The 24,396-nt window shown below is 57.6% G+C and carries 20 protein-coding genes; all 20 read left to right on the top strand.

The features are described from left to right. Positions 1-694, top strand: a 694-nt coding sequence (locus tag RCH91_RS02150) for an enoyl-CoA hydratase-related protein (protein WP_306532880.1), incomplete at its 5' end; no start/stop codon positions are given. A 53-nt stretch (positions 695-747) separates the two neighbouring features. Further along, positions 748-1,194, top strand: coding sequence for a VOC family protein (locus RCH91_RS02145; protein ID WP_306532879.1), 447 nt, complete (start codon positions 748-750; stop codon positions 1,192-1,194). 228 nt (positions 1,195-1,422) lie between these two features. After that, entirely contained in the window at positions 1,423-3,384 is a 1,962-nt protein-coding gene (locus RCH91_RS02140) for an aldehyde ferredoxin oxidoreductase family protein (RefSeq protein WP_306532878.1), read from the top strand. Positions 3,385-3,446: 62 nt separating this feature from the next. After that, positions 3,447-3,986 (top strand): (4Fe-4S)-binding protein, encoded by a 540-nt coding sequence (locus tag RCH91_RS02135; RefSeq protein ID WP_306532877.1) that lies wholly within the window; start codon positions 3,447-3,449, stop codon positions 3,984-3,986. 14 nt (positions 3,987-4,000) lie between these two features. Beyond that, positions 4,001-5,164, top strand: a complete 1,164-nt coding sequence (locus tag RCH91_RS02130) for a (Fe-S)-binding protein (RefSeq protein WP_373694358.1) — start codon at positions 4,001-4,003, stop codon at positions 5,162-5,164. A 45-nt stretch (positions 5,165-5,209) separates the two neighbouring features. Beyond that, a complete protein-coding gene (locus RCH91_RS02125) occupies positions 5,210-8,266 on the top strand; it encodes an FAD-dependent oxidoreductase (RefSeq protein WP_306532875.1) in 3,057 nt (1,018 codons plus the stop codon). Between the two features lie 39 nt (positions 8,267-8,305). Beyond that, on the top strand, positions 8,306-9,073 hold the full coding sequence (locus RCH91_RS02120; RefSeq protein WP_306532874.1) for a hydrogenase iron-sulfur subunit: 768 nt from the start codon (positions 8,306-8,308) through the stop codon (positions 9,071-9,073). Between the two features lie 46 nt (positions 9,074-9,119). Then, positions 9,120-9,572, top strand: coding sequence for an NAD(P)H-dependent oxidoreductase subunit E (locus RCH91_RS02115; RefSeq protein ID WP_306532873.1), 453 nt, complete (start codon positions 9,120-9,122; stop codon positions 9,570-9,572). 10 nt (positions 9,573-9,582) lie between these two features. Further along, entirely contained in the window at positions 9,583-11,490 is a 1,908-nt protein-coding gene (locus RCH91_RS02110; protein WP_306532872.1) for an NADH-quinone oxidoreductase subunit NuoF, read from the top strand. A gap of 11 nt (positions 11,491-11,501) precedes the next feature. Further along, positions 11,502-12,152, top strand: coding sequence for a 2Fe-2S iron-sulfur cluster-binding protein (locus RCH91_RS02105; RefSeq protein ID WP_306532871.1), 651 nt, complete (start codon positions 11,502-11,504; stop codon positions 12,150-12,152). Positions 12,153-12,339: 187 nt separating this feature from the next. After that, a complete protein-coding gene (locus RCH91_RS02100; RefSeq protein WP_306532870.1) occupies positions 12,340-13,146 on the top strand; it encodes an IclR family transcriptional regulator in 807 nt (268 codons plus the stop codon). Positions 13,147-13,602: 456 nt separating this feature from the next. Then, complete coding sequence (locus RCH91_RS02095) at positions 13,603-15,606, top strand: aldehyde ferredoxin oxidoreductase N-terminal domain-containing protein (RefSeq protein WP_306532869.1); 2,004 nt, start codon at positions 13,603-13,605, stop codon at positions 15,604-15,606. A gap of 54 nt (positions 15,607-15,660) precedes the next feature. Beyond that, complete coding sequence (locus tag RCH91_RS02090) at positions 15,661-17,616, top strand: aldehyde ferredoxin oxidoreductase N-terminal domain-containing protein (protein WP_306532868.1); 1,956 nt, start codon at positions 15,661-15,663, stop codon at positions 17,614-17,616. A 21-nt stretch (positions 17,617-17,637) separates the two neighbouring features. Further along, positions 17,638-18,183: a 4Fe-4S binding protein gene (locus RCH91_RS02085; protein WP_306532867.1), complete on the top strand. Its 546-nt coding sequence runs from the start codon at positions 17,638-17,640 to the stop codon at positions 18,181-18,183. Positions 18,184-18,370: 187 nt separating this feature from the next. Further along, complete coding sequence (locus RCH91_RS02080) at positions 18,371-19,528, top strand: acyl-CoA dehydrogenase family protein (protein WP_306532866.1); 1,158 nt, start codon at positions 18,371-18,373, stop codon at positions 19,526-19,528. Between the two features lie 28 nt (positions 19,529-19,556). Continuing rightward, positions 19,557-20,387 carry an enoyl-CoA hydratase-related protein gene (locus RCH91_RS02075; protein ID WP_306532865.1) on the top strand — a complete coding sequence of 277 codons (831 nt, stop codon included), beginning with the start codon at positions 19,557-19,559 and terminating at the stop codon, positions 20,385-20,387. A gap of 53 nt (positions 20,388-20,440) precedes the next feature. Next, positions 20,441-21,268 carry a class I SAM-dependent methyltransferase gene (locus tag RCH91_RS02070; protein WP_306532864.1) on the top strand — a complete coding sequence of 276 codons (828 nt, stop codon included), beginning with the start codon at positions 20,441-20,443 and terminating at the stop codon, positions 21,266-21,268. Between the two features lie 135 nt (positions 21,269-21,403). After that, positions 21,404-22,579, top strand: a complete 1,176-nt coding sequence (locus RCH91_RS02065; RefSeq protein WP_306532863.1) for a thiolase family protein — start codon at positions 21,404-21,406, stop codon at positions 22,577-22,579. A 147-nt stretch (positions 22,580-22,726) separates the two neighbouring features. Beyond that, the gene (locus RCH91_RS02060) at positions 22,727-23,572 is read left to right on the top strand and encodes a 3-hydroxybutyryl-CoA dehydrogenase (RefSeq protein WP_306532862.1); all 846 of its coding nucleotides are present in this window, start codon (positions 22,727-22,729) and stop codon (positions 23,570-23,572) included. 14 nt (positions 23,573-23,586) lie between these two features. Continuing rightward, positions 23,587-24,369 carry an enoyl-CoA hydratase/isomerase family protein gene (locus tag RCH91_RS02055; protein ID WP_306532861.1) on the top strand — a complete coding sequence of 261 codons (783 nt, stop codon included), beginning with the start codon at positions 23,587-23,589 and terminating at the stop codon, positions 24,367-24,369. Positions 24,370-24,396: the final 27 nt, after the last annotated feature.

The following is a 24,396-nucleotide window of genomic DNA, read 5'->3' as shown; positions in this document are numbered from 1 at the left end:
CATCGGCGGCGGCCAGGAAATCGGCATGGCCGCAGACTTCAGTATTGCCCAGGATCTGGCCAACTTCGGCCAGGCCGGTCCCAAGCACGGCTCGGCCGCCATCGGCGGGGCCACCGACTTCCTGCCGCTCATGATCGGCTGTGAGCAGGCCATGGTCTCCGGTACCCTCTGCGAGCCCTTCTCGGCCCACAAGGCGGCCCGGCTCGGCATCATCGCCGATGTGGTTCCTGCCCTCAAGGTGGGGGGAAAATTCGTCGCCAACCCCACCGTCGTCACCGACCGGATGCTTGACGAGTATGGCAGGATCGTCCATGGCGAATTCAGGACCGGCGCTGCCTTTAAGGAAGGGCAGGCCCAGATCAAGGAAGGGGAGATTGATCTCGGCCTCCTGGATCAGAAGGTCGAGGAACTGTGCGCCAAGCTTCTGGAGACCTTCCCCGAGTGCATGACCAAGAGCCTGGAAGAGCTGCGCAAGCCCAAGCTTCAGGCGTGGAACCTCAACAAGGAAAACTCCCGTGCGTGGCTGGCGCTCAACATGATGACCGAGGCACGCACCGGCTTCAGAGCGTTCAACGAAGGGACCAAGGAGACCGGCCGCGAGATCGACTTCGTCAAGCTGCGCCAGGGGCTGGCCAAGGGAACGCCCTGGACCGAGGAGTTGATCGAGAGTCTGATGCCGACTGGCACTAAGTAACAGGAAGACACTTTCACTGATTCGGAGCGTCTGTATCTTTGAAGAGGGAACAGATGAAAGTCAAGAAGCTGGATCACCTTTGCATTGCGGTTAAAGATCTTGATGCGGCACGCAAGCTCTGGGAACCTGTTCTCGGTAAGTGCAGTCCTGACGATTCCTATGTGGATGAGCCGGAGAAGATTCGCGTAGCACGTTACTGGGTCGGGGAGGTGGGTTTCGAGTTGATGGAATCCACCTCCCCCGATGGACCCGTTGCCAGGTGGATCGAGAAGAACGGCGAAGGGATTATGCTGTTCGGCCTCAATGTGGAGAACACCCGGCAGGCAATAGAGGAATTGGAGGGGATGGGTTATCCCTTCATTCCATCCGCCAACCCTCTTCCGGGCGATGCTACAGGAAAAGCCCGGCCATTTCGGGACTGCGAGTATGCACTGCTTCATCCGAAAAGCATGAATGGTGTGCTCCTCGAAATCATCGATTATCAGTGGCGGGAGCTGTAACCATCCAGTTGGGCCTCCTGAAAAAGCAAGGCTGTAGTTCCAGTGATAAAGCCTTAATCTAAAACAAAAAAGGGACAAATAAAAAACAGTTTGACAAAAAGAAGTATTGTGGTACCATAATACCAAAGCGGTGAGGAAAAGATGTTGTGGTGCTGCCATAAGAAATGACACAGGGATAGCAGACCGATAGCCGGAGCGGCATTCAGTTAATGTGGAAGGGGAGAAAACATGAGGTATGCAGAGACCGGATATGTGCTTGAAGTCGATCTGACCAAGGGAAGCATAGAGAGGGTGGCGACTGATCCGAAAGACACCGAGCTTTATCTCGGGGGGTTGGGGACGAACGCCAAACTGCTGTGGGACAGGGTCCCCCCTGAAGTTGATCCTTTTTCACCCGACAATCTTCTGATATTCGCTGCCGGTCTGCTGTGCGGAACGCCTGCAACCGGGTGCAACCGCACCATCGTCTCCACCATTTCTCCGCAGACGAGGCTGATGGCGTTTTCGATGATGGGTGGCTTCTGGGCGCCGGAATTGAAGTATGCCGGTTATGACAAGGTGATCCTCCGCGGCAAGTCGCCCGATCTGGTCTATCTCTGGATCAACAACGACAAGGTGGAGATCCGTGACGCCTCCCATCTGCGGGGCAAGGGGGCGATAGAAACCGCCGAGATCATCAAGAAGGAGCTGAACCAGCCGGCGGCCCAGGTGGCGGCTATCGGTCTGGCCGGTGAAAACCGGGTCTACTATGCGTCCGTCGAGCAGGGGAGATCCAGTGCAAGCCGCGGCGGTATTGGCGCCGTCATGGGCGACAAAGGGGTCAAGGCCGTTGTCGTACGGGGGACAAAGGATATCTGCGTTGCCAAGCCGCAGGAGTACATGGACCTTTGCAACGAGGTGCTCGACTACATAAAACATCGGGAGGAGAATCCCATTCCCGACGTCATGCCCATTCTGGCTGGACTGGGGTCGCCCCAGGAGATGAAGGTCCATGATGAGAAGTGGCACACCGAGAACTTCAACTGGGGTAACGCGCGCACCCGCCGGAAGGACTTCTGGACCGAGGAAGTTGATCATGCGTGGGCCGAGACGATGGAGAAGGCCCGGACGCGTCTGATCAGCTGTTACAACTGTCCGATGAAGTGCGGAGCGACCATTTCCATGGAGGGGCTTCCGACCTACATGATGAAATGCTTCACCAAGCTCACCTATACAATGGCCGCTTATTCGGACCTGGATTTTGGCCTGAGAATCGCCCAGAAAGCTACCGAGTACGGCCTGGACGGTTTTTCGGCGCCGCAGGTGATGGCTTTTGCCCTTGAACTCCTCGAAAAGGGGATTCTGACCGACGCCGACTTCCCGGGGATGCCGGAGGATAACGAAGGGAGATTTTACTATCTGCTGGAAAAAATCGTCCGGCGGGAAGGAATCGGCAATGTGCTGGCCAACGGAACCTATTGGGCGGCGCAGGAGATCGGCAATGGCGCCGAAGACTATGCACACAACAACATCAAGAAGCATGAGCAACTGCCGCTCAAGCTCTCCATGCTTAACCCCATCTACTACCTCATGTATTGCACCGGGGAGAAGATAAACATCACCCAGATCGAAGGGCAGTTCCCCCAGGCGCCCTATCCCAAGCTGGAGCAGCGGGAAGCCTTCGTCAAGGACTGGTTCCAGGTTCCCGATGACAAGTTCAAGCAGATTTTCCTGGATTGGGAGCCGCGCGGTGAAAAGTCCATGCCGCACTATCCGACAGTTGACATGTGCTGTGACATCGTTGACTGGCAGGAGATGATGCATTACATCGATGATGCCCTCGGACAATGTGCCGGTCTGTCGTCATTCCCCCTGAAGCCCCCCTACCACATCCACAACTATCCGAAGTTCATCTCGGCAGGTGCAGGCATCGAAATGGACAAGGATAAACTGACCAAGGCGGCCAAGAGATACCGGACCCTGGTCAGGGCCATCAATATCAGAAGGGGCATGAGAAGGGTCGATGAGATGCCGCCGGCGAACCACTGGAAAAACAGGTTCCCCGAGCTTGAGAAGGAGCTTCTGGATTCGTATTACACGCTCAAGGGCTGGAATGAAGACGGTATCCCCACCAAGGAAACCCTGGAAGAGCTGGGCCTGGGCTACGTGAGCGAGGAATTCATCAAGCGCGGGATTCTGACGGCCGGTTAAAGGGTCGGCTCCAGACAGGCTTAAGCGGCAAATGAGACATTTCAGAGTGGAGGGCTAGAACCGTGAACAGCGATACGAAGAAGAGAATAGTCAAAACCATAAATATCGATGCCGACAAGTGCAACGGTTGCCGGGCCTGCGAAGTAATCTGCTCCGCCTTCCACGCCATGCCGAAGTACAGCAGCAACAATCCGGCCCGGTCCCGTGTCCGGGTGGTTCGTGATCCTCTCCGGGATATCTATGTTCCTCTCTACGCGGGTGAGTACACGGAGTCGGAATGTATCGGCAGGGACAAATACATCATCGACGGCAAGGAGTACGACGAGTGCGGCTTCTGCCGGGCTTCCTGTCCGTCCAGGGACCTGTTCAGGGAACCGGATTCCGGCCTTCCCCTCAAGTGCGACCTCTGCGATGGCGAGCCCGAGCCCCTCTGTGTCAAGTGGTGCCTGGTCGGCGCCCTGAGCGTTACGGAGAGGGAAGTGGAGGAGCCCGATGAGAGCGTGAAGCGGGGCGAGATGGAAATCGGCCTGGAATCGCTCATAAGCAGGTTCGGCGCGGACGTGGTTGCCGATACGGTTGAGCAGCTCACCAAGAAACGCTAACTCGACAGAACAGGATGGGTGCCATCGTGGAAACCGTTACTCCATACAAAGAGATCATAGACGTCATAAAAGAGAAGGGCGGCGATTCGCTCAAGTACTGCTACCAGTGCGGGTTGTGCGATTCAGTCTGCCCCTGGAACCGGGTCCGCAAGTTCAGCATGCGCAAGATCGTCCGCCAGGGAACGTTCGGTCTCACCGAGATAGAGCAGGAAGATATCTGGCGCTGCAGTACCTGCGGAACCTGTCCCAGCCGCTGCCCCAGGGGAGTGAATCAGATCGAGGCCGGTGTTGCCATGCGCAGGATTGGCGCGGAATACGATGTCTATCCCGGCCATGTGGGTACGATCCGCAACGTGGTGGCGAGTCTCACCTCCGAGGGGAACTCCCTGGGGGGCGAACGGGCGCAGAGGGGTGACTGGGCCAAGGATCTGCCGATCAAGCCGTACGCCGAGGGGATGGAGCTCCTCTACTTCACCGGGTGCTACCTGAGCTACGATCCGCGGATGCGGAAGGTGGCCGCCGCGACCGCGGCGATTCTCAACAAGGCCGGGGTTGATTTCGGCATCCTCGGCTCCAAGGAGAGCTGCTGCGGGGAAAGCATCCGCAAGACCGGCAACGAGGAGCTGTTCAAGCGGCTGGCCAAGGAGAACATCAAGCAGTTCATCGACAACGGGGTAAAGAAGGTCCTGGTTTCTTCCCCCCACTGCTACCACACCTTCGTGAACGAGTATCCCGAGTTCAAGGTGAATTTCGAGGTGGTCTTCATCTCCCAGTACATAGGCCAGCTGATCAACGAAGGGCGTCTCCAGATCACCGGGGAGTACGCCAAGGCAGTCACCTATCACGATCCCTGCTACCTGGGTCGCCATAACGGGATCTACGACGAGCCCCGAGAGGTGCTGCAGAAGGTTCCCGGCCTGGAACTTCTGGAGATGGCCGATACGCGGGAAAGCAGCCTCTGCTGCGGCGGCGGTGGTGGTCGTATCTGGATGGAGACGCCGAAGGAAGAGCGGTTTGCCGACCTGAGGCTCCGGCAGGCGGTCGATGTGGGAGCCCAGGTGCTGGCTACCTCCTGTCCCTACTGCATCACGAACTTTACCGACAGCAGCCTGGATTTGGCGGATCATGAAAAGGTCGAGGTCAAGGATCTCGCGGAAATCATCCTGGAAGTCATTTAGGCGCCGGTTGGCACAGAACAGCACTCCAGTCGAAGGGCAAACTCTATGAATACCTCAGACAGAAATATTGGTGACGTACTTATTGTCGGCGGAGGGATCAGCGGTATTCAGGCCGCTCTCGATCTCGCCAATTCGGGGTTTCGGGTTTTTCTGGTCGACAAATCGCCTGCTCTTGGCGGCAAGATGTCCCAGCTGGACAAAACCTTCCCCACCAACGACTGTTCCATGTGCATCGAGTCTCCCAAGTTCATCGAGTGCGCCAGGAACCCCAACATCGAGATAATCACCTACACGGAAGTGGACCGCGTCGAGGGCGAGGCGGGCGACTTCAAGGTGACGCTGACCAAGAAGCCGCGGTACATCTCGGAGGAGAAGTGCACCGGCTGCAACATCTGCGTGGACTACTGCCCGGTCAAGATCCCCGATCCGTTCAACCAGAACCTGTCTGAGAACAAAGCAGTCCATATCTACTTCTCCCAGGCGGTTCCCCTTGTCACCTATGTGGACCCGGAAACCTGCCTCTACCTCAAAGAGGGGAAATGCCAGATCTGCGTAGGCGCCTGCAAGACCAACGCTATCGATCTTCACCAGAAGCCGGAGACCATGGTGCTGGAGGTGGGGGCGATCATTCTCTCGCCCGGCTACGAGACCTTCAATCCGAAGCTGAGGGGTGACTTCGGCTACGGCAGGATGCAGAACGTCGTCACCAGTCTCGATTACGAACGGATCCTCTGCGCCACCGGACCCTATGAAGGGGAGATCCTTCGCCCCTCCGACAAGAAGCACCCCCACAAGATCGCCTGGATCCAGTGCGTCGGTTCGCGGCAGGTGAACGAAGGGGGCAACAACTACTGCTCGGCTGTCTGCTGCGCCTACACCCAGAAGCAGGTGATCCTTTCCAAGGATCACGACGCTGACCTCCAGGCAACCATCTTCCATAACGACATCCGGGCCTATGGCAAGGATTTCGAGCGATTCCATCAGCGGGCCGAGCGGCTTTCCGACGTGCGCTTCATCCGCAGCTACGTCACGGTTGGCCGGGAGATCGAAAGCACCAAGAATGTCACCATCAAGTACTCCACCCTTGACGATGGCGTGAAGGAAGAGGAATTCGACATGGTGGTGCTCTCGGTGGGGCTCAACCCGCCGAAGGATGTGGAGGCGCTGGCCCAGAAGATCGGCATCGAGCTCACCGACCAGCGGTTCTGCAAGAATAACCCCTACAACCCCATCGAGACATCCCGCAAGGGAGTCTTCGTCAGCGGCGCCTTCCAGGGCCCCCTGGACATACCCGAGTCCGTCGTGACCGCCAGCGGCGCCGGTGCTCTCTGCGGCCAACTCCTCTCCTACCGGCGCGGCAGACTGGAGCGGGAACGGGTTTATCCTGCGGAGCGGGACGTCTCCCAGGAGGAACTGAAGATCGGGGTTGTCGTCTGCTACTGCGGCGCCAACATCGGCCGGGTCGTTGACATCCCCGCCGTGATTGAATACGCGTCTACGTTGCCCAACGTTTCCTGGGCCGGCGAAAACCTCTTTGCCTGCTCCACGGAAAACGCCAAGCAGATTTCCGATGCCATCGTGGAAAAAGGGCTCAACCGCGTCGTATTGGCGGCCTGCACGCCACGGACCCATGAGCCCCTGTTCCGGGATACCTGTCGGGAAGCGGGACTCAACCAGTATTTCTTCGAATTCGCCAATATCCGTGAGCATTGCTCCTGGGTCCACTCCCGCGAAAAGGAGAGCGCCACCCAAAAGGCAAAAGAGATCGTCAGGATGTCCGTGGCCCGGGCCGCCCATCTGGAGCCGCTGCAGGAATTCCAGTTGCCGGTGGATCATACGGGACTCGTGGTAGGCGGGGGCGTGGCCGGCATGACAGCCGCCCTCAATATGGCCGAACAGGGATTCGAGGTTTACCTGATCGAAAAGGACGATGACCTGGGCGGAATGGCCAGACGGCTCCACTACACCCTGGAAGGACTGGACGTCCAGTCCTACCTCAAGGACCTGGTCACCAAGGTCTATCGGCATCCTGCAGTACACGTCTGGACCGATGCGACCATCACTGAGGTCTCCGGTTACGTGGGCAATTTCGTCACCAGGGTGACATCCCAGGGGCGGGTCAGGGAAGTGAAGCATGGTGTGGCCGTCATCGCTACCGGCGCCCAGGAATACAAGCCCACGGAATACCTGTACGGCCAGAGCGACCGGGTGCTGACCCAGCTGGAACTGGAAGGGGAGATCGTTGCGCAGAGTGACAAGGTGCGTAATGCCCAGAGCGTGGTGATGATCCAGTGCGTCGGCTGCCGGCAGGCGGACAGGAACTACTGCAGCCGCGTCTGCTGCAGCCAGGCCATAAAGAACGCCCACAAGCTCAAGGAGATCAATCCGGAGATGGAAATCCAGATCATCTTCCGGGATATGAGAACCTACGGGCTCAAGGAGACCTATTACCGCGAGGCGTCCGAGAAGAACGTAAAATTCATCCGCTACGAAGCGGACACCAAGCCGGTAGTGGAAGCTGCCGGTGAGGGTTTCAAGGTCACGGTGCCCGATCCGGTCCTGGGTCAGATGATGGAACTGGAAGCCGATCTGGTCGTGCTGGCTGCCGCGGTCATTCCTGCCGAATCCAGTCAGGAAGCAGGGAAGTTCTTCAAGGTCTCCAACAACCCTGACGGCTTCTTCCAGGAAGCCCATGTGAAGCTCCGGCCGGTGGACTTCGCCGCCGATGGGGTTTTCCTCTGCGGGACAGCCCACTATCCGAAGCATCTGACGGAGACGATCAGTCAGGCCTACGGAGCCGCAGGCCGTGCCGTCGGAATTCTCTCCAGGGAGACGGTTACCGCCTCAGGCGCAGTATGCGATGTGACCGAGCACGACTGCGTATCCTGCGGGGCATGCATCACGGCCTGTAAGTACGGCGCCATATCCTTTGCCGATACGCCCCAGGGGAAAAAGGCCCGGGTTGAACCGATTCTCTGCAAGGGGGATGGTCTCTGCAACGCAAAGTGTCCGACCGGGGCCATTTATCTGAAGCACTATACCGACGACGAGATATTTGCCCAGATCGATGCGGCTATTCCGGCCAGTAAAGAGAACCACTAACGAGCATGGCAGGTAGTACTGCCTGGGAAGGAGACAACAATGAGTACCGGACTTGAGAGCAAACCCAACGTTATCGGTTTCTTGTGTACATGGTGAGCGTACGGCGCTGCCGACCTGGCTGGAGTTTCCAGACTGCAATATACAACTGAAACAAAGATTATTCGCGTAATGTGCACCGGCAGAGTAGACCTGGCATTCGTGCTCAGGGCTTTCTCCAAGGGTGCGGACGGGGTGTTCATCGGCGGCTGCTGGCCTGGCGAATGCCATTATGTCACCGAAGGCAACTACGATGTCTTGAAGAATGTGCATATCGCCAAGAAGATCCTGGAGAAAATCGGGGTGAATCCCGACAGACTGAGGCTTGAGTGGATTTCCGCCTCGGAGGGGATGCGGTATGCCGAAGTAATGAATGACTTTGGCAAGAGGCTGAAGGAGCTGGGACCGCTCGGCAAAGGGGAAGGAATAGAGGAAAATGCCCTGAAGTTGAAACTGGAGGCAGCCTCCAAGCTGATCCCCTACATCAAGCTGGTGGAACGGGAAAGGCTGCGGCAGCGCTTTAAGACCGAGGAAGAGTACAGCCAGTTCTTCGCCAGTGATGAACTGAAAAAACTCTTTGACGATCTGGTGGTGAATAAGTTGGCGGTAAGCCAGATTACGTTGCTTCTGCGGGATAAGCCCCTTTCCACGAGCGAAATTGCCCAGAGTCTCGGCATGAACGCCTCTGAGGTGTCACGACATCTGAAGAATTCGACGATGCACGGGTTGGTCAGGTTCGACCAAGGTTTGAAGCGGTACGCCCTGGCCTGAGAAGAAGCGGAGTGCGGATTACAGAAGGAAGAAGAGGAAGGCGACCATGGATATCTCAAAAATAGACCAAATCATTGACAAGCATGACGGCGAAGCCAGTTCGCTCATACAGATCCTCCTGGATATTCAGAGTGAACACCATTGGTTGCCCAAGGAGGCTCTTAACAGGGTCAGTGAGAAACTGCAGGTGCCCATGAGCCGCATCCAGCACATTGCCACCTTCTACAAAGCCTTCAGCCTGGTTCCCAAAGGGCGTCACGAGGTTCACGTCTGTGTGGGTACGGCCTGCCATGTCCGTGGTGCGCAGCGTGTCCTCGACACGGTACAGGACCTGACCGGCATCAGTCCCGGCGAAACGGACGCGGACCTGAAGTTCAGCCTGGAGACCGTCAACTGCCTCGGCTGCTGTGCCCTCGGACCGGTAATGGAAGTGGACGGCAAGCACCACGGCAACATCGCACCGTCACAGATTGCATCCGTGCTGAATAACTGTGAGTAAGGGTCATATTATGCCAATGTTGAGCTCACCCGAAAAATTGGAATGCGCCCGGAAGGAAATCGTCTCCAGGATCGACCCGACCAAGCCGTGCATATCCGTGTGCGCCGGTGCCGGCTGTCTCGCCTCCGGAGCGGCCGAGGTCATTGCCGCCTTCAAGACGGAGCTTGATTTCCATGGCCTGACGACTGAAGTCAACACCAAGGGAACCGGCTGTCCCGGTTTCTGCGAGCGGGGGCCGATCGTGATGATCTACCCCGAGGGGATCTGCTATCTCCGGGTAAAGCCCGAAGACGTTCCCGAGATCGTCTCCCATACCATCAAGGAGAAGAAGGTGGTGGATCGCCTGCTCTACGAGGACCCGGCGACGGGAACGAGAGCGCTGCGGGAGTCGGACATTCCCTTCTACAAGAACCAGCAGCGCAACATCCTCAGCGAGAACATCAGGATCGATTCCAAGAGCATTGACGACTACCTGGCCATCGACGGCTACTCCGCGCTCTCCAAGGCTCTCTTCCAGATGACCCCCGAAGAGGTGATGGGGGAGGTGAAGAAGTCGAACCTGCGGGGCAGGGGGGGGGGCGGTTTCCCCGCCTGGCGCAAGTGGGAGGAATCCCGCAATGCCCCTGACCCGATCAAATATGTGATAGTGAATGCCGACGAAGGTGACCCCGGCGCGTTTATGGACCGGGCACTGATCGAGGGGAACCCCCACTCGATCCTCGAAGGGCTGATCATCGGTGCCTACGCCGTCGGTGCCCACGAGGGGTTCATCTACGTCCGCCAGGAATACCCCCTTGCGGTCATCAACATCAACCTCGCCATCAGGCAGGCCCAGGAGCGGGGCCTTCTCGGCAAGAACATCCTCGGCTCCGGGTTTGATTTCACCGTCAAGGTCCATATGGGTGCCGGCGCCTTTGTCTGCGGCGAATCCAGCGCCCTGATGACGGCCCTGGAGGGGCGGGCCGGCGAGCCGCGGCCCAAGTACATCCATACCGCCGTCAAGGGGGTATGGGACCACCCGAGCGTTCTGAACAACGTGGAAACCTGGGCTAACGTGCCGCAGATCATCAACAAGGGAGCCGACTGGTTCACCCAGTTCGGTACCGCGGGGAGCACGGGGACCAAGATATTCTCCCTGGTGGGCAAGATCACCAATACCGGTCTCGTCGAAGTGCCCATGGGCGTGTCCCTGAGAGACATCATCACGAAAGTGGGCGGCGGTATTCCGGGAGGCAAGAAGTTCAAGGCCGTGCAGACCGGCGGCCCTTCAGGTGGCTGCATCCCCGAGGCGCAGCTGGATCTGCCGGTGGATTTCGATGAACTGACCAAGGCCGGCTCCATGATGGGGTCCGGAGGCATGATCGTCATGGATGAAGATACCTGCATGGTGGATATTGCCCGGTACTTCATCGACTTCCTCAAGGATGAGTCCTGCGGCAAGTGTACCCCGTGCCGCGAGGGTATCCGCCAGATGCTCGCGGTTCTCACCAACATCACTACCGGCAAGGGTAAGGAGGGTGATATCGAGCTTCTGGAGGAGCTGGCAGAGTCCACGGGTGCCGCCCTCTGCGCCCTGGGTAAAAGCGCCCCCAACCCGGTCCTGAGCACGATCCGCTATTTCCGGGAAGAGTATGAGGCCCATATCAGGGAGAAGAAGTGTCCGGCGCTTTCCTGCAAGGAGCTGATCGCCTTCCATATAGTTCCGGAGAAGTGCAAGGCCTGCGGCAGCTGTTTCAGGCAGTGCCCCGCCGAAGCCATCCACGGCGGCAAGAAGCTGATTCATATTATCGACCAGGAAAAGTGCACCAAGTGCGGAACCTGCTTCGATGTCTGTCCGAAGCAATTCGGCGCGGTGCGGAAGATTTCCGGTGAACCGGTTCCTGCCCCGGTTCCTGAAGAAAAAAGAGCGCTTGCCTGAGAGGTAACCATATGAGTGAAATTCACTTGCAGATTGATGGAAAAGAGGTGGTCGCCAGCGAAGGGATGACCATTCTGGATGCGGCGAAGTCCGTAGGGATAGCCATCCCCACACTGTGCCACCACGAGAAGCTGGAGCCCTATGGCGGCTGCCGTATATGCACGGTGGAAGTGGAAGTCCGCGGGTGGCCGAAGCTGGTCGCCGGCTGCATCTACCCCGTTGAGAAGGGACTGGTGGTGAGAACCAGGACCGAGAAGGTGGACAAGATTCGCAAGGTGCTTCTGGAGGAGATGCTTGCCCACGCTCCGGACGCCGAGGAGTTGCAGGCTCTGGCACTGGAGTACGGAGCGGACAAGGACCGTTTCGAGAAGCATCCCTCCTTCTGTATTCACTGCGGCCTCTGTGTCAGGTACTGCGCCGAGATCAAGAAGAAGAACGCCGTCGGTTTCGTCGACCGGGGCTCGAACCGGGAGATAAGCTTCATTCCGGAGATAGCCGCCAAGGAATGCTGGGACTGCAAGGAGTGTTTTCCCCTCTGTCCCACCTCGGCACTGCAGGCGGCATATGTGCTGGCCGGCGCCCTGATGTCCCCGCCGGAGGAGAGCACAAGCGGATGTTCATGCTCATGCTCGTGTTCATCCAGCGCAGCACCGAAGGAATAATCGGTTAAAAAAGTCGGCAGTCAACGTTGTTGTTGGCAATAACCTGGCCAGGCCTTGAAAGGAGCTACCGGATGTGGTATCCCATTCAAGGCTTGGCCTGTTTTTTTACTGGCGTTATCGCCGATGCGACAGGGACAGGCGCGGGCGAGGCAGATTCTGCGATAGGTTCGCGAGGGGCGTTGCACAGATGACAAAGAGTGGTGAAACCACGAAAACGGTCAAGGGTGAAGACAAATACAACATCCGGGCCATTGAGCGTGCGCTTTCGGTCCTCGATGCCTTCTCCCGCGAGCGACGTAAGCTATCTCTCGATGAGCTGACCAAATTGACCGGGCTCTCCAAACCCACCGTCTTTCGCATCCTTTCGACGCTCCAAAGCCAGAAGTTTGTCCTGCTGGATAAAAACGACGGCCGCTACCGGCTTGGTTCGGTCTTCCTGACCCTGGCATCCTCAGTACTGGGTTCCCTCAGTCTCGGGACCATAACCCGCCCACACCTCATCGCGCTGCGCAATACAGCACAAGCCTCGGTTCTCCTCGGTGCGCTGCTGGACGATCACCTTGTCTACCTGGACAAGACCGAGGGGCGAGGCCCGGTGCGCCTGGCCAACGACTTAGGCTGGCGGCGAGACCCCTCCAACTACGGCATGCTGGGCATGACCCTCATGGCTTACCTTGAACCCTCCGAGACAGAACGATTGTTGGATGAGTTTCCTCTTGCTCCATATACGCGAAAGTCAATGACAGACAGGGAGCTTTTCCTCCAGCGGCTGGATGAAATACGTCGGCTTGGTTATGCCCTGGAGTTTGAAGAGGCGATCGATGGCGTGTGGGGCGTTGCCGCGCCGGTATGGAATTCGGCGGGCGAAGTGGTCGCTGCGGTCGGAGCGGCGTTGCCCATGTCCGTATGCAGCGAGGAGCGCATCGCCGAGACGATAAACCACGTAACTGCCTGTGCTGGGGATATCTCCTCCGAACTCGGCCATAGGGGATAGACTCCGTTTTACCCGCTCACTCCAGGCTGGTGGCGCTTGTCAAAGGCCCTGATCCTCTCCTGTAATTCTTGATTCCCATCCCTTGCAGCAATCCTGGAAATCCCTTCATCTGCTGGCTATACACAGGACTTATTCCACCATCTGCTTCGCTTTCTGCTGCAAGCAAGGGGGGAATGATTTTTTTCATTGACAAGTTGGCAGCAGAGTGGATAATTGAATAAAAATAAAATTACGTTTCATAGAATGAAATCTGCTGACAGACTCAATTGGTCAGTGAAAGAACGGGAAGCAAAGTGATGAATTCGAAATCGTCGTTTTACGGCAATGGGTGGCAGAAGTAAGCCCAATTATTTTTGGCCATAAAAAGGTATTACGGTACCAAGTTGCTTTAATTATCGATAACGTCGTTCCGATTGCCAGGGACTGAATATCAGGCAAACAGGAAGGGGTAAATCAATGAGGTATGCAGAGACAGGCTTTGATCTGGAAGTGGATCTGACCAGAGGGAACATCGAGAAGGTGGCTACCGATCCGGGAGTGACACGGCTTCATCTCGGGGGGGAGGGTGTTGCCGCTTCGATCCTGTGGGAAAGGGTCCCACCCGAAGTCGACCCCTATTCTCCCAATAATCTCCTTATTTTCAGTGCCGGCCTCCTGGCAGCCACCCCTGTTCCCGGCGCCAATCGTACCTGTATCAGCAGCATCAGCCCCCAATCAAACCTGTATGTAAGTTCAAGCTTCGAAGGTTTTTTCGGGCCGCAGTTGAAACATGCCGGTTATGACAGGATCATCCTCCGCGGCAAATCATCCGATCTGGTTTACTTGTGGATTCACGATGACAAGGTGGAAATCCGCGATGCCGGCCATCTCCAGGGGAAAAGCGCCATGGAAACCACAGCGCTTATCCAGCGGGAGTTGAAAGACTCCAACGTCCAGGTGGCCGCCATCGGCATTGCCGGTGAAAACAAAGTCAGCCAGGCGAGCATCGAGCACGCCAACAGCAGCGCTTCCCAAGGAGTTGGCGTGATCATGGGGGACAAGGGTCTGAAGGCAATAGCTGTGCGTGGCACAAGGAATATCACTATCGCGCAGCCTGCCGAGCTTTTTGCGCTCTGTAACCCCCTCTATGGTGAAATTTATGACAACCCGTCGTGCGGGGATCTTCTCCTGAGCACGGACGACGATTCGTGGCATGTCAACAATCTTGCCTGGAGCAATGGGGCCGAGCGTGTCAAAGGTTTTTGGACCACGGAGATTGCAGAACAGTGGGAGGTGCGTGAGGAGCGGGAGGAAATCAGCTACCAGTGGGAAAATTACAGCCAGGAGCTGGAAGAGGTGCGGGAGACTGTAGTCGAGAAAAGCGAACTGCTGCGGGGGACTGGTTGCTACAACTGCCCGCGGGAGTGCCATAAAGCGTTTTCCCTGCCGGGTCACCGCAAGTATTTTCTCAAATCCTACAGCAAGCTGGTCTACGCCATGGCCGCCTGCGCGGATCTGAAGCTCAATTATGATGTTCTGTTCGCCATGCAGGAATACGGCCTGGACGAGTTCGCCATGGTGCAGGTGTTCTCCTTCGCGCTTGAACTTTACAAGGCCGGCATACTGACCGAAGCGGATTTGCCTGAGTTTCCGGCCGACGGCGTTGGCAGATTCCTTTATCTGCTGGAAAAAACAGCACAACGGCAAGGCATTGGCGACATCCTGGCCAATGGTATCAGTCAGGCAGCCAGCCGGATCGGAAAGGGTGCCGAGGCATACGTCTGTACCGTGAAAAAAACGGGGCAGCTGCCTCTGCGGCGGGAAACAGCCAATTACTCCTATTTTCTCATGTACGCCGCCGGGGAGAAGTTGGATATCACCCAGATTGAAGGCTCATTTCCCCAGCTCCCGATTCCTGACAGGGCGGCACGGGAGGAGTTCGTACGGGGATGGGACGCCGCTCCCCAAAGGTTCAAGAACTGGTTTCTGGAATGGGAAGATGGGCAGCAGCTTTCCACTGAAGCCTCAGCGGAAATTGCAGACTGGAACGAATCCATGCACTACGCCGATGATGCCCTCGGAGTCTGTCCCCTGCTGTCGTCGTTCAGGGGACAGTTCGGGGGGCAGCCTTCCTATCACCTTTACAACCTGCCGCAGCTCGTTTCCCTGGCAACCGGGATGGAGTTGGATGCGGACGGCCTGCTGGAAATCTCCCGCAGGAATCGGCAGCTGGTCAGGGCCATTAATGCCAGAAGAGGTCAGAGAAGGGTCGATGAGAATCTTTCCGCGGACCTCTGGCCGGCCAGGGACCCCGACATGGAGCAGAAGCATCTCGATGCGTACTATGCGTTCAAGGGTTGGACGGCGGAGGGGATCCCTGCCAAGGAGACCCTGGACGCGTGTGGCCTGGGTCAGGTGAGCGAAGACTTCCTCAAGAGGGGCATTCTGACGGAGAGCGAAACCCCTCTTGTCGTGGTTTAGGATCGGTGTGCGGAGCATTTGGTGAGGCTTCCATCAAATCAAAAGAGGTAAAACATGAGGTACGCAGAGACCGGTTATAATTTGGAAGTGGATCTTTCCCAGGGAACTGTCAAGAGAGTGAGAACCGACCCGGCATTGACCGAGCTTCATCTCGGAGGGCAGGGGACTGCCGCAAGAATACTCTGGGACCGGGTTCCTCCTGAAACCGACCCTCTTTCTCCCGAAAATCTCCTTATCTTCAGTACCGGCCTGTTGCACGGAACCCCCGTTCCCGGGGCGAATCGCACCTCTGTCAGCACCTTCTCTCCCCTGACGAACCTCTATGTCAATTCATTGATGGGAGGATGGTTCGGGCCGGAACTGAAACATGCCGGTTATGACAAGATCATCATCAGCGGCGAGGCCCCCGGTCTGGTGTATCTCTGGATACACAACGACAAGGTGGAAATACGCGACGCCAGTCATCTGCAGGGGAAAGGCTGCCAGGAAACGGCAACGCTGCTGCAAAAGGAGTTGAATGACCCGAGAATACAGGTGGCCGCCATCGGGCTGGCCGGCGAAAACCGGGTCTTTCAGGCGACCATCGAGCACGCCAATTCCAGCGCCTCCCGCCATGGGGTAGGCGCGGTCATGGGTGCCAAGCGGCTGAAGGCGATCGCTGTCCGCGGAACAAACGACCTCAATATTGCCCGGCCGGCGGAGTTGTGGGAGTTGTGCCGGAACAAATACAAGGAAATCCACGAAAACAAGAACTGCGGCGACCCCATGGCCCACGATCACAACGAAAGCTTCCATGTGGACAACTTCGCCTGGGGCAATGCGCGTACCCGCCGAAAGGGGTATTGGAGCAAGGAGCGTGAAGAGAAGTGGGTATCGCTCTGGAAGGATGTACGGACCCGGGACTCGGGTTGCTACAACTGCCCCAAGGATTGCCACTACACGATTTCCTATCCGGGGCGCCACAAGTATTTCCTGAAATGCTTCAACAAGCTGACCTACTGCATGGCGGCCTTTGAGGAAATTGACTTCAATTACGACATTCTCGGCCTGACGAGCGCCTACGGACTCGATGGATTCTCGACCCCCCAGGTCCTGGCCTTCGCCGTGGAGCTTTACGAAGCCGGTATCCTGACGGAGGAAGAACTGCCGGATTTCCCGTCTGACGGCGCCGGTAGATTCTTCTATCTCCTGGAGAAGGTTGTGCGACGGGAGGGGATTGGCGACGTTCTGGCCAATGGGGTCTATCTGGCTGCCCGCCAGATCGGCAAGGGGGCTGAAGCGTTCGATCACAACACCACCAAAAGAGTCGAGCAGGTGCCGCTCAAGCTGGGGGTGATCAATTATCCCTTCTATCTCATGTACTGCACCGGTGAGAAAATGAACATCACCCAGATCGAAGGTTCTTTCCCCCAGGCTCCCATAGCCGATCCGGAAAAGAGGAAAAAATTCGTGGACAACTGGGAGGCCGCCCCGGAGAGATTCAAGAAATGGTTTCTGGAATGGGAGCCGAAGGAGCACATGCCCATAGAAGCCTCGGTCAATGTCTGTGATTGGAACGAGGCCATGCATTACGTGGATGACTCCATCGGCACCTGCGCCTGGCTGTCGTCGTTCAGGGGTCAATTTGGAGGATCTCCCCCCTATCACCTGTTCAATCTGCCACAGATCATCACCCTGGCCACCGGGATGGAACTGGATTCGGATGGACTGCTGGAGATCTCCCGGAGGAACCGGCAGCTGGTCAGGGCTCTCAATATCCGGCGAGGTTTGAGAAGGACCGAAGAAAAACCGCCAGAGGACCATTGGAAGATCCGCGACCCCGAGATGGAGCAGAAGCACCTAGACGCGTACTATGAGTTCAAGGGGTGGACGAATGATGGCATCCCTGCCAAAGAGACGCTGGACAGGCTGGGCCTGGATTACGTGAGCGAAGACTTCTTAAGGAGAGGGATCTTGGCAGGTGCCGAAGGCGCTCCCTCTACAGAGGTTTCGGCGGGAAAAGCAGAATAATACGTCAGGGAGGTGGTAGCCGTGAGCGATCAGGTGAAAAAGCGGAAAGTTAAGGAAATAAAGGTCAATCTTGACAAATGCATCGGTTGTCGCGCCTGCGAGTTGGCCTGCTCCGGGTTCCACGCCAAACCGAAATACAGCAGCATCAACCCGGAAAGATCGCGGGTCCGGGTGGTTATGGACCTCCTGAGCGATGTGTACGTTCCGATCCGTGCCGGAGATTATACGCAGGCCGAGTGCAGCGGCCGCAATACGTACACGATCAACGGCAAGGAATACACCCAGTGCAGCTTCTGCAGCGTTTCCTGCCCGGCCCGGGATCTGTTCCGGGAACCGGATTCCGGCTTGCCGCTCAAATGCGACATGTGCGAGGACGATCCTACGCTCACGGAACCGATGTGCGTTCAGGTATGCCGTTGTGGAGCTTTGACCTACGCTGAGTGGGAAGAAGAGGTCGAAAAAGAGGTCGTCAAGCGGGGCGAGATGGAGATGGGCCTGGAGTCGCTGGTTACCCGGTTCGGCATCGACAAGGTGGCGGAGGCGTTGGGACAGATATCCAAAGGTTGATTGACTTGGTGACAAAGGGCTCTTCGCCCTTTGTGAAACTCTGGTTACAAAAACAGAGTTATATTTGTCTTGACGAGTAAAGTGCAATATGGTACTAAAATACCATAATTCTGTTTGCGGATGAGAGTATTGTTTGAGTCGCAACCTACGGTGCCCTGTCACACCATAACCAGATGAGGAGGTCTTTATGCGGTTCGGATTAACGGATGAACAACGGATGATGCAGGAAATGGCAAGGGATTTCGCCCAGAAAGAGATCTTGCCTACCCTCAAGGAGGACGAAGCAAATCATACCTTCCGTCCCGAACTGGTGAAGAAGATGGCGGGGTTGGGCTTCTTCGGTTGCGGCATTCCCGAAGAGTACGGCGGCAACGGTTGCGGTTTTCTGGAGTCGGTTATCCTGGCGGAGCAGCTTGCCACGGTCAGCGGTTCCTGGCGTCTGCCGCTCAACATGCAGAACATAGGTCCGGCCATAACCGTCAATCATTTCGGCACCAAAGAGCAGAAGGAACGCTTCATTCCCGACTGGGTCAGCGCCGAGTCGTTCGGCTTCTTTGCCATCACCGAACCCAATTCAGGTTCTGACGTGGTCAGCATGGGAACCGGGGCGATCGACCGGGGCGATCACTGGGAGCTGAACGGTCAGAAGATGTGGATCTCCAATGCCCAGGTTGGCGATTGGGGTCTGGTATACGCTATGACCGACAAGAGCCAAAAATATAAGGGGATGACCTGTTTTATCGTCAATCTGAAGGGGAACGAGGGGATCATCACCGCCCCGATCGATACCAAGCTCGGGCTTCACTGTGCGCCCACCGGCGAGATTTCCTTCAACCAGGCAAAAATACCCAAGGACTCGGTGCTGGGTGAGGTGGGGCAGGGATTCCAGATCTGCATGTGGCAGCTGAACAACACCCGCATCAGCTGTGCCGCCGGCGCGCTGGGGATCGGGGGAGGGGCCATCGAGGCGGCTATCGGCTATGCCAACGAGCGGACCCAGTTCGGCAAGAAAATCGGCTCCTATCAGATGATTCAGGCCCAGATCGCCGAGATGGTTGCCGAGCATGAGGCGGCCAAGCTTCTGGTCTACCAGGCTGCCTGGCTCAAGGACCAGGGGCTCCCCAACCAGTACCAGACCTCCATGGCCAAGCTCTTTGCTTCGGAGGCCGCCGTTCATGCCGCCACCGAAACCATGAAGATCTTCGGCAGCTACGGATTCTCCACCGAATATCCGGCGGAGCGTTTCCTGCGCGATTCCATGTCTCTGCGTACGGTCGAGGGGACGAGCAACATTCAGAAGACGATCATCGCAGGGGTTGCTCTTGGTGATGTCACAAACCGTTAGATTACCCTGGCAGGATTTGGAGGATTTCATGGCTACAGATAAACAGATGTCAGTGCCAAAGCTTACGGACTGTTCCCTCACCCTGGACAAGCGGATCGCCCTCCTCACCTTTCAGCGGGACGATGTGCGCAATGCCCTGACCGGAACCGCACTGATCGAAGACATAGTCCAGACGGTAAACTGGGTGAACGGTAACGACGATGTATCGGTGCTGGTCATCACTGGCGCCGGTTCGGCCTTCTCCTCGGGGGGGAACGTCAAGGAGATGAAGGACCAGTCGGGTACCTTCGGCGGATCGCCTGCCGAGATCCAGAACAAGTATCGCCGCGGGATTCAGCAGATTCCCCTGGCTCTCGCCAAGGCCGAGGTGCCGGTTATTGCCGCTGTCAACGGTGCTGCCATCGGCGCCGGTTTCGACCTGGTCAACATGTGCGACATCCGCCTTGCCTCCACCAAGGCCCAGGTGGGGGAAACCTTCATCAATCTGGGCATTACCCCCGGCGATGGCGGTGCCTGGTTCATGCAGCGGCTGATCGGCTACCAGCGGGCAGCGGAACTGACCTTTACCGGTCGGGTGATCAAGGCTGTCGAGGCTCTGGAGTACGGGGTCTTCCTGGAAGTGGTGGAACCGGAGGCCCTCATGCCGCGGGCAATGGAGCTTGCCGGGCAGATTGCCGCCAAGCCGCCGGTGACATTGCGGCTCACCAAGCGAATGATGAAGCTGGCCCAGCGCAGCGATCTCCCGGACTTCCTCGATTTGTGTGCAGTTTTCCAGGCGCTCGCCCATCACACAAGCGATCAACTGGAAGCGGTTAATGCTTTTCTGGAAAAGAGAGAGCCTTCCTACAAGGGGAAATAGGCAAGGAACGGTCAGGGTCCGAGGCATGTAAATCTGCAGGGAATGGGGCTCCAGTGATTCCATCCAGGGTAGAGGCACATTATGCACGGCCGAATGAGAATCTTGAAGAATCGATTCTGTCGGCAGTGTCTGCCTCAGGAAAAGACCCTGACCGTCTTACGCCTGATGATCTTGGGTCCATAGATCAATTTCATATTCGGGGCCGTAAGGCCACTGTCGATCTTGCGCGGGAACTTGGCCTTGATCAAAACAAACAGGTACTTGATGTGGGGAGCGGTCTCGGTGGAGCGTCCCGTTTCCTTGCATCAGAGTACGGTTGTCAAGTTATTGGGCTTGACCTGTGTAAAGAGTATTGCCGGGTCGCCACCAGTCTCACCCGTCGAATGGGACTTGACAGCCTGGCATCGTTTTGCCATGGCAATGCCGTTGAAATGCCTTTTGCTGACGGTCTGTTCGATATTGTCTGGACACAGCACACGGCAATGAATATCCCTGATAAAAAGAGGCTTTACGGGGAGATCTGGCGAGTATTGAAGCCGGGAGGAAGGCTGGCGATCTATGACATCCTTGCCGGAACAGGTGGCGATGTAATTTTTCCTGTTCCCTGGGCACAAGACACTTCAATCAGCTTTCTTTACACCGCACCGCAATTGATGGACGTACTTCGTGAGGCTGGTTTCAAGATACTTGTCTGGCGTGACGTGACCTCGGCGGGACGCGACTGGTTTGGTAGGATGCAGGAGAAGATTGCTCAGAAGGAGCCGGTTCTAGGGTTGCAGCTGCTGCTGGGACCTCATTTTCAATTGATGGCCTGTAATCAGCTGCGTAACCTGAATGAAGCTCGAATAGCTCTGGTAGAAGCCGTTGTGACCCGTCCCTAACTTCTGAAAAGAACCATCGGTAACAATCAAATGCATAATGGTGATAACGTATACAAAAAGAGTTGACGTAAAATTAGTATTGCAGTACTATTTTGCGCAAATGGTGGTTTTACCCGTTTAGCCTAGGGGGGAAATATGAAAGAAGTTTACCTTGTTGAATCGTTGCGTACGCCCTTGGGGTCCTTTGGCGGTGCTCTTGCCGATGTGGAAGCTCCCCGTCTGGCGGCAACGGTTATCGCGGCGCTTTTGGAAAAAAGCGGCCTACCGGCCGAAAAGGTGGACGAAGTCATCATCGGCCAGGTTCTCACTGGCGGTGCGGGGCAGGCCCCGGCCCGTCAGGCCATGCGCCATGCCGGCCTCCCCGACAGCATCCCCGCCCTGACCATCAACAAGGTCTGCGGCAGCGGCCTGAAAGCCCTCATGCTCGGCGCCGATTCCATCCGTCTCGACAATGCCGACGTGGTCATCGCCGGCGGCATGGAGAACATGTCCCTGGCCCCCTACCTGCTTGGCAAGGGGCGCTACGGCTACCGCATGGGCAACGGCGAGCTGGTCGACCTGCTGGTGCATGACGGTCTCCTTGACCCCTATAGCGGCAATCACATGGGGGTCATCGCCGAGGCCACCACCGAAAAGCACGGTCTCTCCCGCCAGGAGCAGGACGAGTTTGCCCTCGACTCCTATCGCAAGGCCCAGACAGCGGTCAAGGAAGGGGTCTTCCGGGACGAGATCGTCCCGGTGGTCAAAAAGGGGCGCACGGGGGAGGTGACCGTCAGCGACGACGAAGAGCCGTTCAAGGTGGACTTCGCCAAGCTGGCCGGCCTGCGGGGCGCTTTCAAAAAGGACGGCACCGTCACCGCCGGCAACGCCTCCACCATCAACGACGGGGCAGCCCTGACGCTTCTGGCCAGCGGGGAGGTGGTGCAACAATACGGCCTCAAGCCCAAGGCCCGTCTGGTGGCCTATGCCTCCAACAGCCTTCATCCCGACCAGTTCACCGAGGCACCGGTGGGCGCCATTGAAAAGGCCTGCGCCAAGGCCGGCCTGAAGCCTGGCGACATCGACCTCTTCGAGATCAACGAGGCCTTTGCCGCCGTGACCCTCCTGGCCATAAAGACCCTGGGGCTCGACCCGGAAAAGGTCAACGTCAACGGCGGTGCCGTGGCCATCGGCCACCCCCTGGGGGCAAGCGGCGGCCGTCTGACCGCCACCCTGGTTCGCGAGTTGCACCGGCGCCAGGCCCGCTACGGGCTCGCCACCCTCTGCATTGGCGGAGGAGAAGCGGTGGCAGCCATCTTCGAGAGGGTATGAAACGCCACTTTTCCGCAATATCTGCGTAAGTCTTCGGAATTGCTTGTGCGGCGTAGCGCTGCTACGCCTCCGCGCAATCCCTCGACAGCCTTGATCTTGCGAAAAATTGACGTTTCTGAAATTTCACAAGCAACCCTGGAGGATGTGATGATCAATAAAGCGGGAGTACTCGGAGCGGGCCAGATGGGGAGCGGCATTGCCCATGTGCTGGCCCAGCAGGGAATAGCGGTGGTGCTCTTCGACATTGCCGAGGCCCAGCTGGCCAAGGCCCTCAGCGGCATCGAAAAGAACCTGGAGCGCCAGGCCAAGAAGGGGCAGCTGGAAAGCGCCGCTATCCCGGCCATCATGGGACGCATCCGCACCACCCAGGCCATGGACGATCTGGCCGACTGCGACCTGGCCATCGAGGCGGTGACCGAGAAGGAAGCGCTGAAGCTGGAAATCTTCAGGAAACTGGACGGAATCGTGAAAAAGGATGCGATCCTCGCCTCCAACACCTCCTCCATCCCCATCACCCGCATTGCGGCGGTGACCGGGCGGCCCGACAGGGTCATCGGCATGCACTTCATGAACCCGGTGCCGGTCATGCAGCTCGTCGAGGTGATCCGGGGGCTTGCCACCAGTGACGAGACCTTTGCCGCCACCACGGCGCTGGTGGCGAAGCTCGGCAAGGAGACGGCAGTATCCGCCGACTACCCCGGCTTCATCGTCAACCGCATCCTCATCCCCATGATCAACGAGGCGGCCTTCGCGCTCTTCGAGGGGATCGCCACGGTCGAAGACATCGACAAGGGGATGAAGCTCGGCACCAATCAGCCCATGGGGCCCCTGACCCTGGCCGACTTCATCGGCCTCGACACCTGCCTCGCCATCATGAACGTCCTCCACGAAGGCTTCAAGGACAGCAAATACCGCCCCTGTCCGCTCTTGGTCAAGATGGTGGAGGCCGGGTATCTGGGCCGAAAGACCGGTCGGGGATTCTACACCTACTGATTGGGGGAGTTGCCATGGAAACCCAAAATCTGCTTGTTGACATAAAAGACGGTGTGGCGCTGCTGACGATCAACCGGCCCACGGTGCTGAACGCCCTCCACACCTCGGTGATCGCCGAATTGCAGAAAACCTTCGAGGCTTTAAACGCAGACCAGGCGGTCAAGGTGATCGTTATGACCGGCAGCGGCGAAAAGGCCTTTGTGGCCGGCGCCGACATCGCCGAGATGGCGGTAATGAACTCGCAGCAGGCACACGAATTCGCCCGCACAGGGCAAAAGCTGGTGAACTTCATCGGTACCATGCCCAAACCGGCCATCGCCGCCGTCAACGGTTTTGCCCTGGGGGGAGGGATGGAGCTGGCCCTGGCCTGCGACTTCATCTACGCTTCGGAAAACGCCAAGATGGGGCTGCCGGAGGTGACGCTGGGCATCATGCCCGGCTTCGGCGGTTCCCAGAAATTCGGCCGGCTCCTGGGGCGCAGCCGGGCCAACGAACTGATCTTCACGGGAAAGATGCTTTCCGCGGTCGAAGCGAAGGAGTGGGGGATCGTCAATGCCGTCTTCCCGGCCGGGGAACTGGTGGCGAAGGCCCTTGAGACAGCAGGCAGGATTGCCGGCAACGGGCTTCTCGGCGTGGCTCACGCCAAGGAAGCCGTCCGCCGCGGCCTCGACATGGCGGAAGCCGACGGCATGGACTACGAGTCAGTCCTGTTCGCCTCCCTCTTCGCCTCCCGCGACCAGAAGGAAGGGATGCAGGCCTTTGTTGAAAAACGAAAGGCGAACTTTACCGGCTCCTGAGAGATTGCCGCAAATGTGAACCACCAC

The organism is Geobacter sp. (assembly GCF_030834625.1).
Taxonomy (GTDB): Bacteria; Desulfobacterota; Desulfuromonadia; order Geobacterales; family Geobacteraceae; genus Geobacter.
The sequence above is the reverse complement of the archived record's forward strand: the minus strand, read 5'-3'. Positions and strand labels throughout refer to the sequence as shown.

Bases quoted from the DNA above. Each gene is read 5' to 3' on its own strand.
- RCH91_RS02145 (WP_306532879.1), top strand. From the start codon at position 748: ATGAAAGTCAAGAAGCTGGATCACCTTTGCATTGCGGTTAAAGATCTT.
- RCH91_RS02140 (WP_306532878.1), top strand. From the start codon at position 1,423: ATGAGGTATGCAGAGACCGGATATGTGCTTGAAGTCGATCTGACCAAG.
- RCH91_RS02130 (WP_373694358.1), top strand. From the start codon at position 4,001: ATGGGTGCCATCGTGGAAACCGTTACTCCATACAAAGAGATCATAGAC.
- RCH91_RS02125 (WP_306532875.1), top strand. From the start codon at position 5,210: ATGAATACCTCAGACAGAAATATTGGTGACGTACTTATTGTCGGCGGA.
- RCH91_RS02115 (WP_306532873.1), top strand. From the start codon at position 9,120: ATGGATATCTCAAAAATAGACCAAATCATTGACAAGCATGACGGCGAA.
- RCH91_RS02110 (WP_306532872.1), top strand. From the start codon at position 9,583: ATGCCAATGTTGAGCTCACCCGAAAAATTGGAATGCGCCCGGAAGGAA.
- RCH91_RS02105 (WP_306532871.1), top strand. From the start codon at position 11,502: ATGAGTGAAATTCACTTGCAGATTGATGGAAAAGAGGTGGTCGCCAGC.
- RCH91_RS02100 (WP_306532870.1), top strand. From the start codon at position 12,340: ATGACAAAGAGTGGTGAAACCACGAAAACGGTCAAGGGTGAAGACAAA.
- RCH91_RS02095 (WP_306532869.1), top strand. From the start codon at position 13,603: ATGAGGTATGCAGAGACAGGCTTTGATCTGGAAGTGGATCTGACCAGA.
- RCH91_RS02090 (WP_306532868.1), top strand. From the start codon at position 15,661: ATGAGGTACGCAGAGACCGGTTATAATTTGGAAGTGGATCTTTCCCAG.
- RCH91_RS02080 (WP_306532866.1), top strand. From the start codon at position 18,371: ATGCGGTTCGGATTAACGGATGAACAACGGATGATGCAGGAAATGGCA.
- RCH91_RS02075 (WP_306532865.1), top strand. From the start codon at position 19,557: ATGGCTACAGATAAACAGATGTCAGTGCCAAAGCTTACGGACTGTTCC.
- RCH91_RS02065 (WP_306532863.1), top strand. From the start codon at position 21,404: ATGAAAGAAGTTTACCTTGTTGAATCGTTGCGTACGCCCTTGGGGTCC.
- RCH91_RS02060 (WP_306532862.1), top strand. From the start codon at position 22,727: ATGATCAATAAAGCGGGAGTACTCGGAGCGGGCCAGATGGGGAGCGGC.
- RCH91_RS02055 (WP_306532861.1), top strand. From the start codon at position 23,587: ATGGAAACCCAAAATCTGCTTGTTGACATAAAAGACGGTGTGGCGCTG.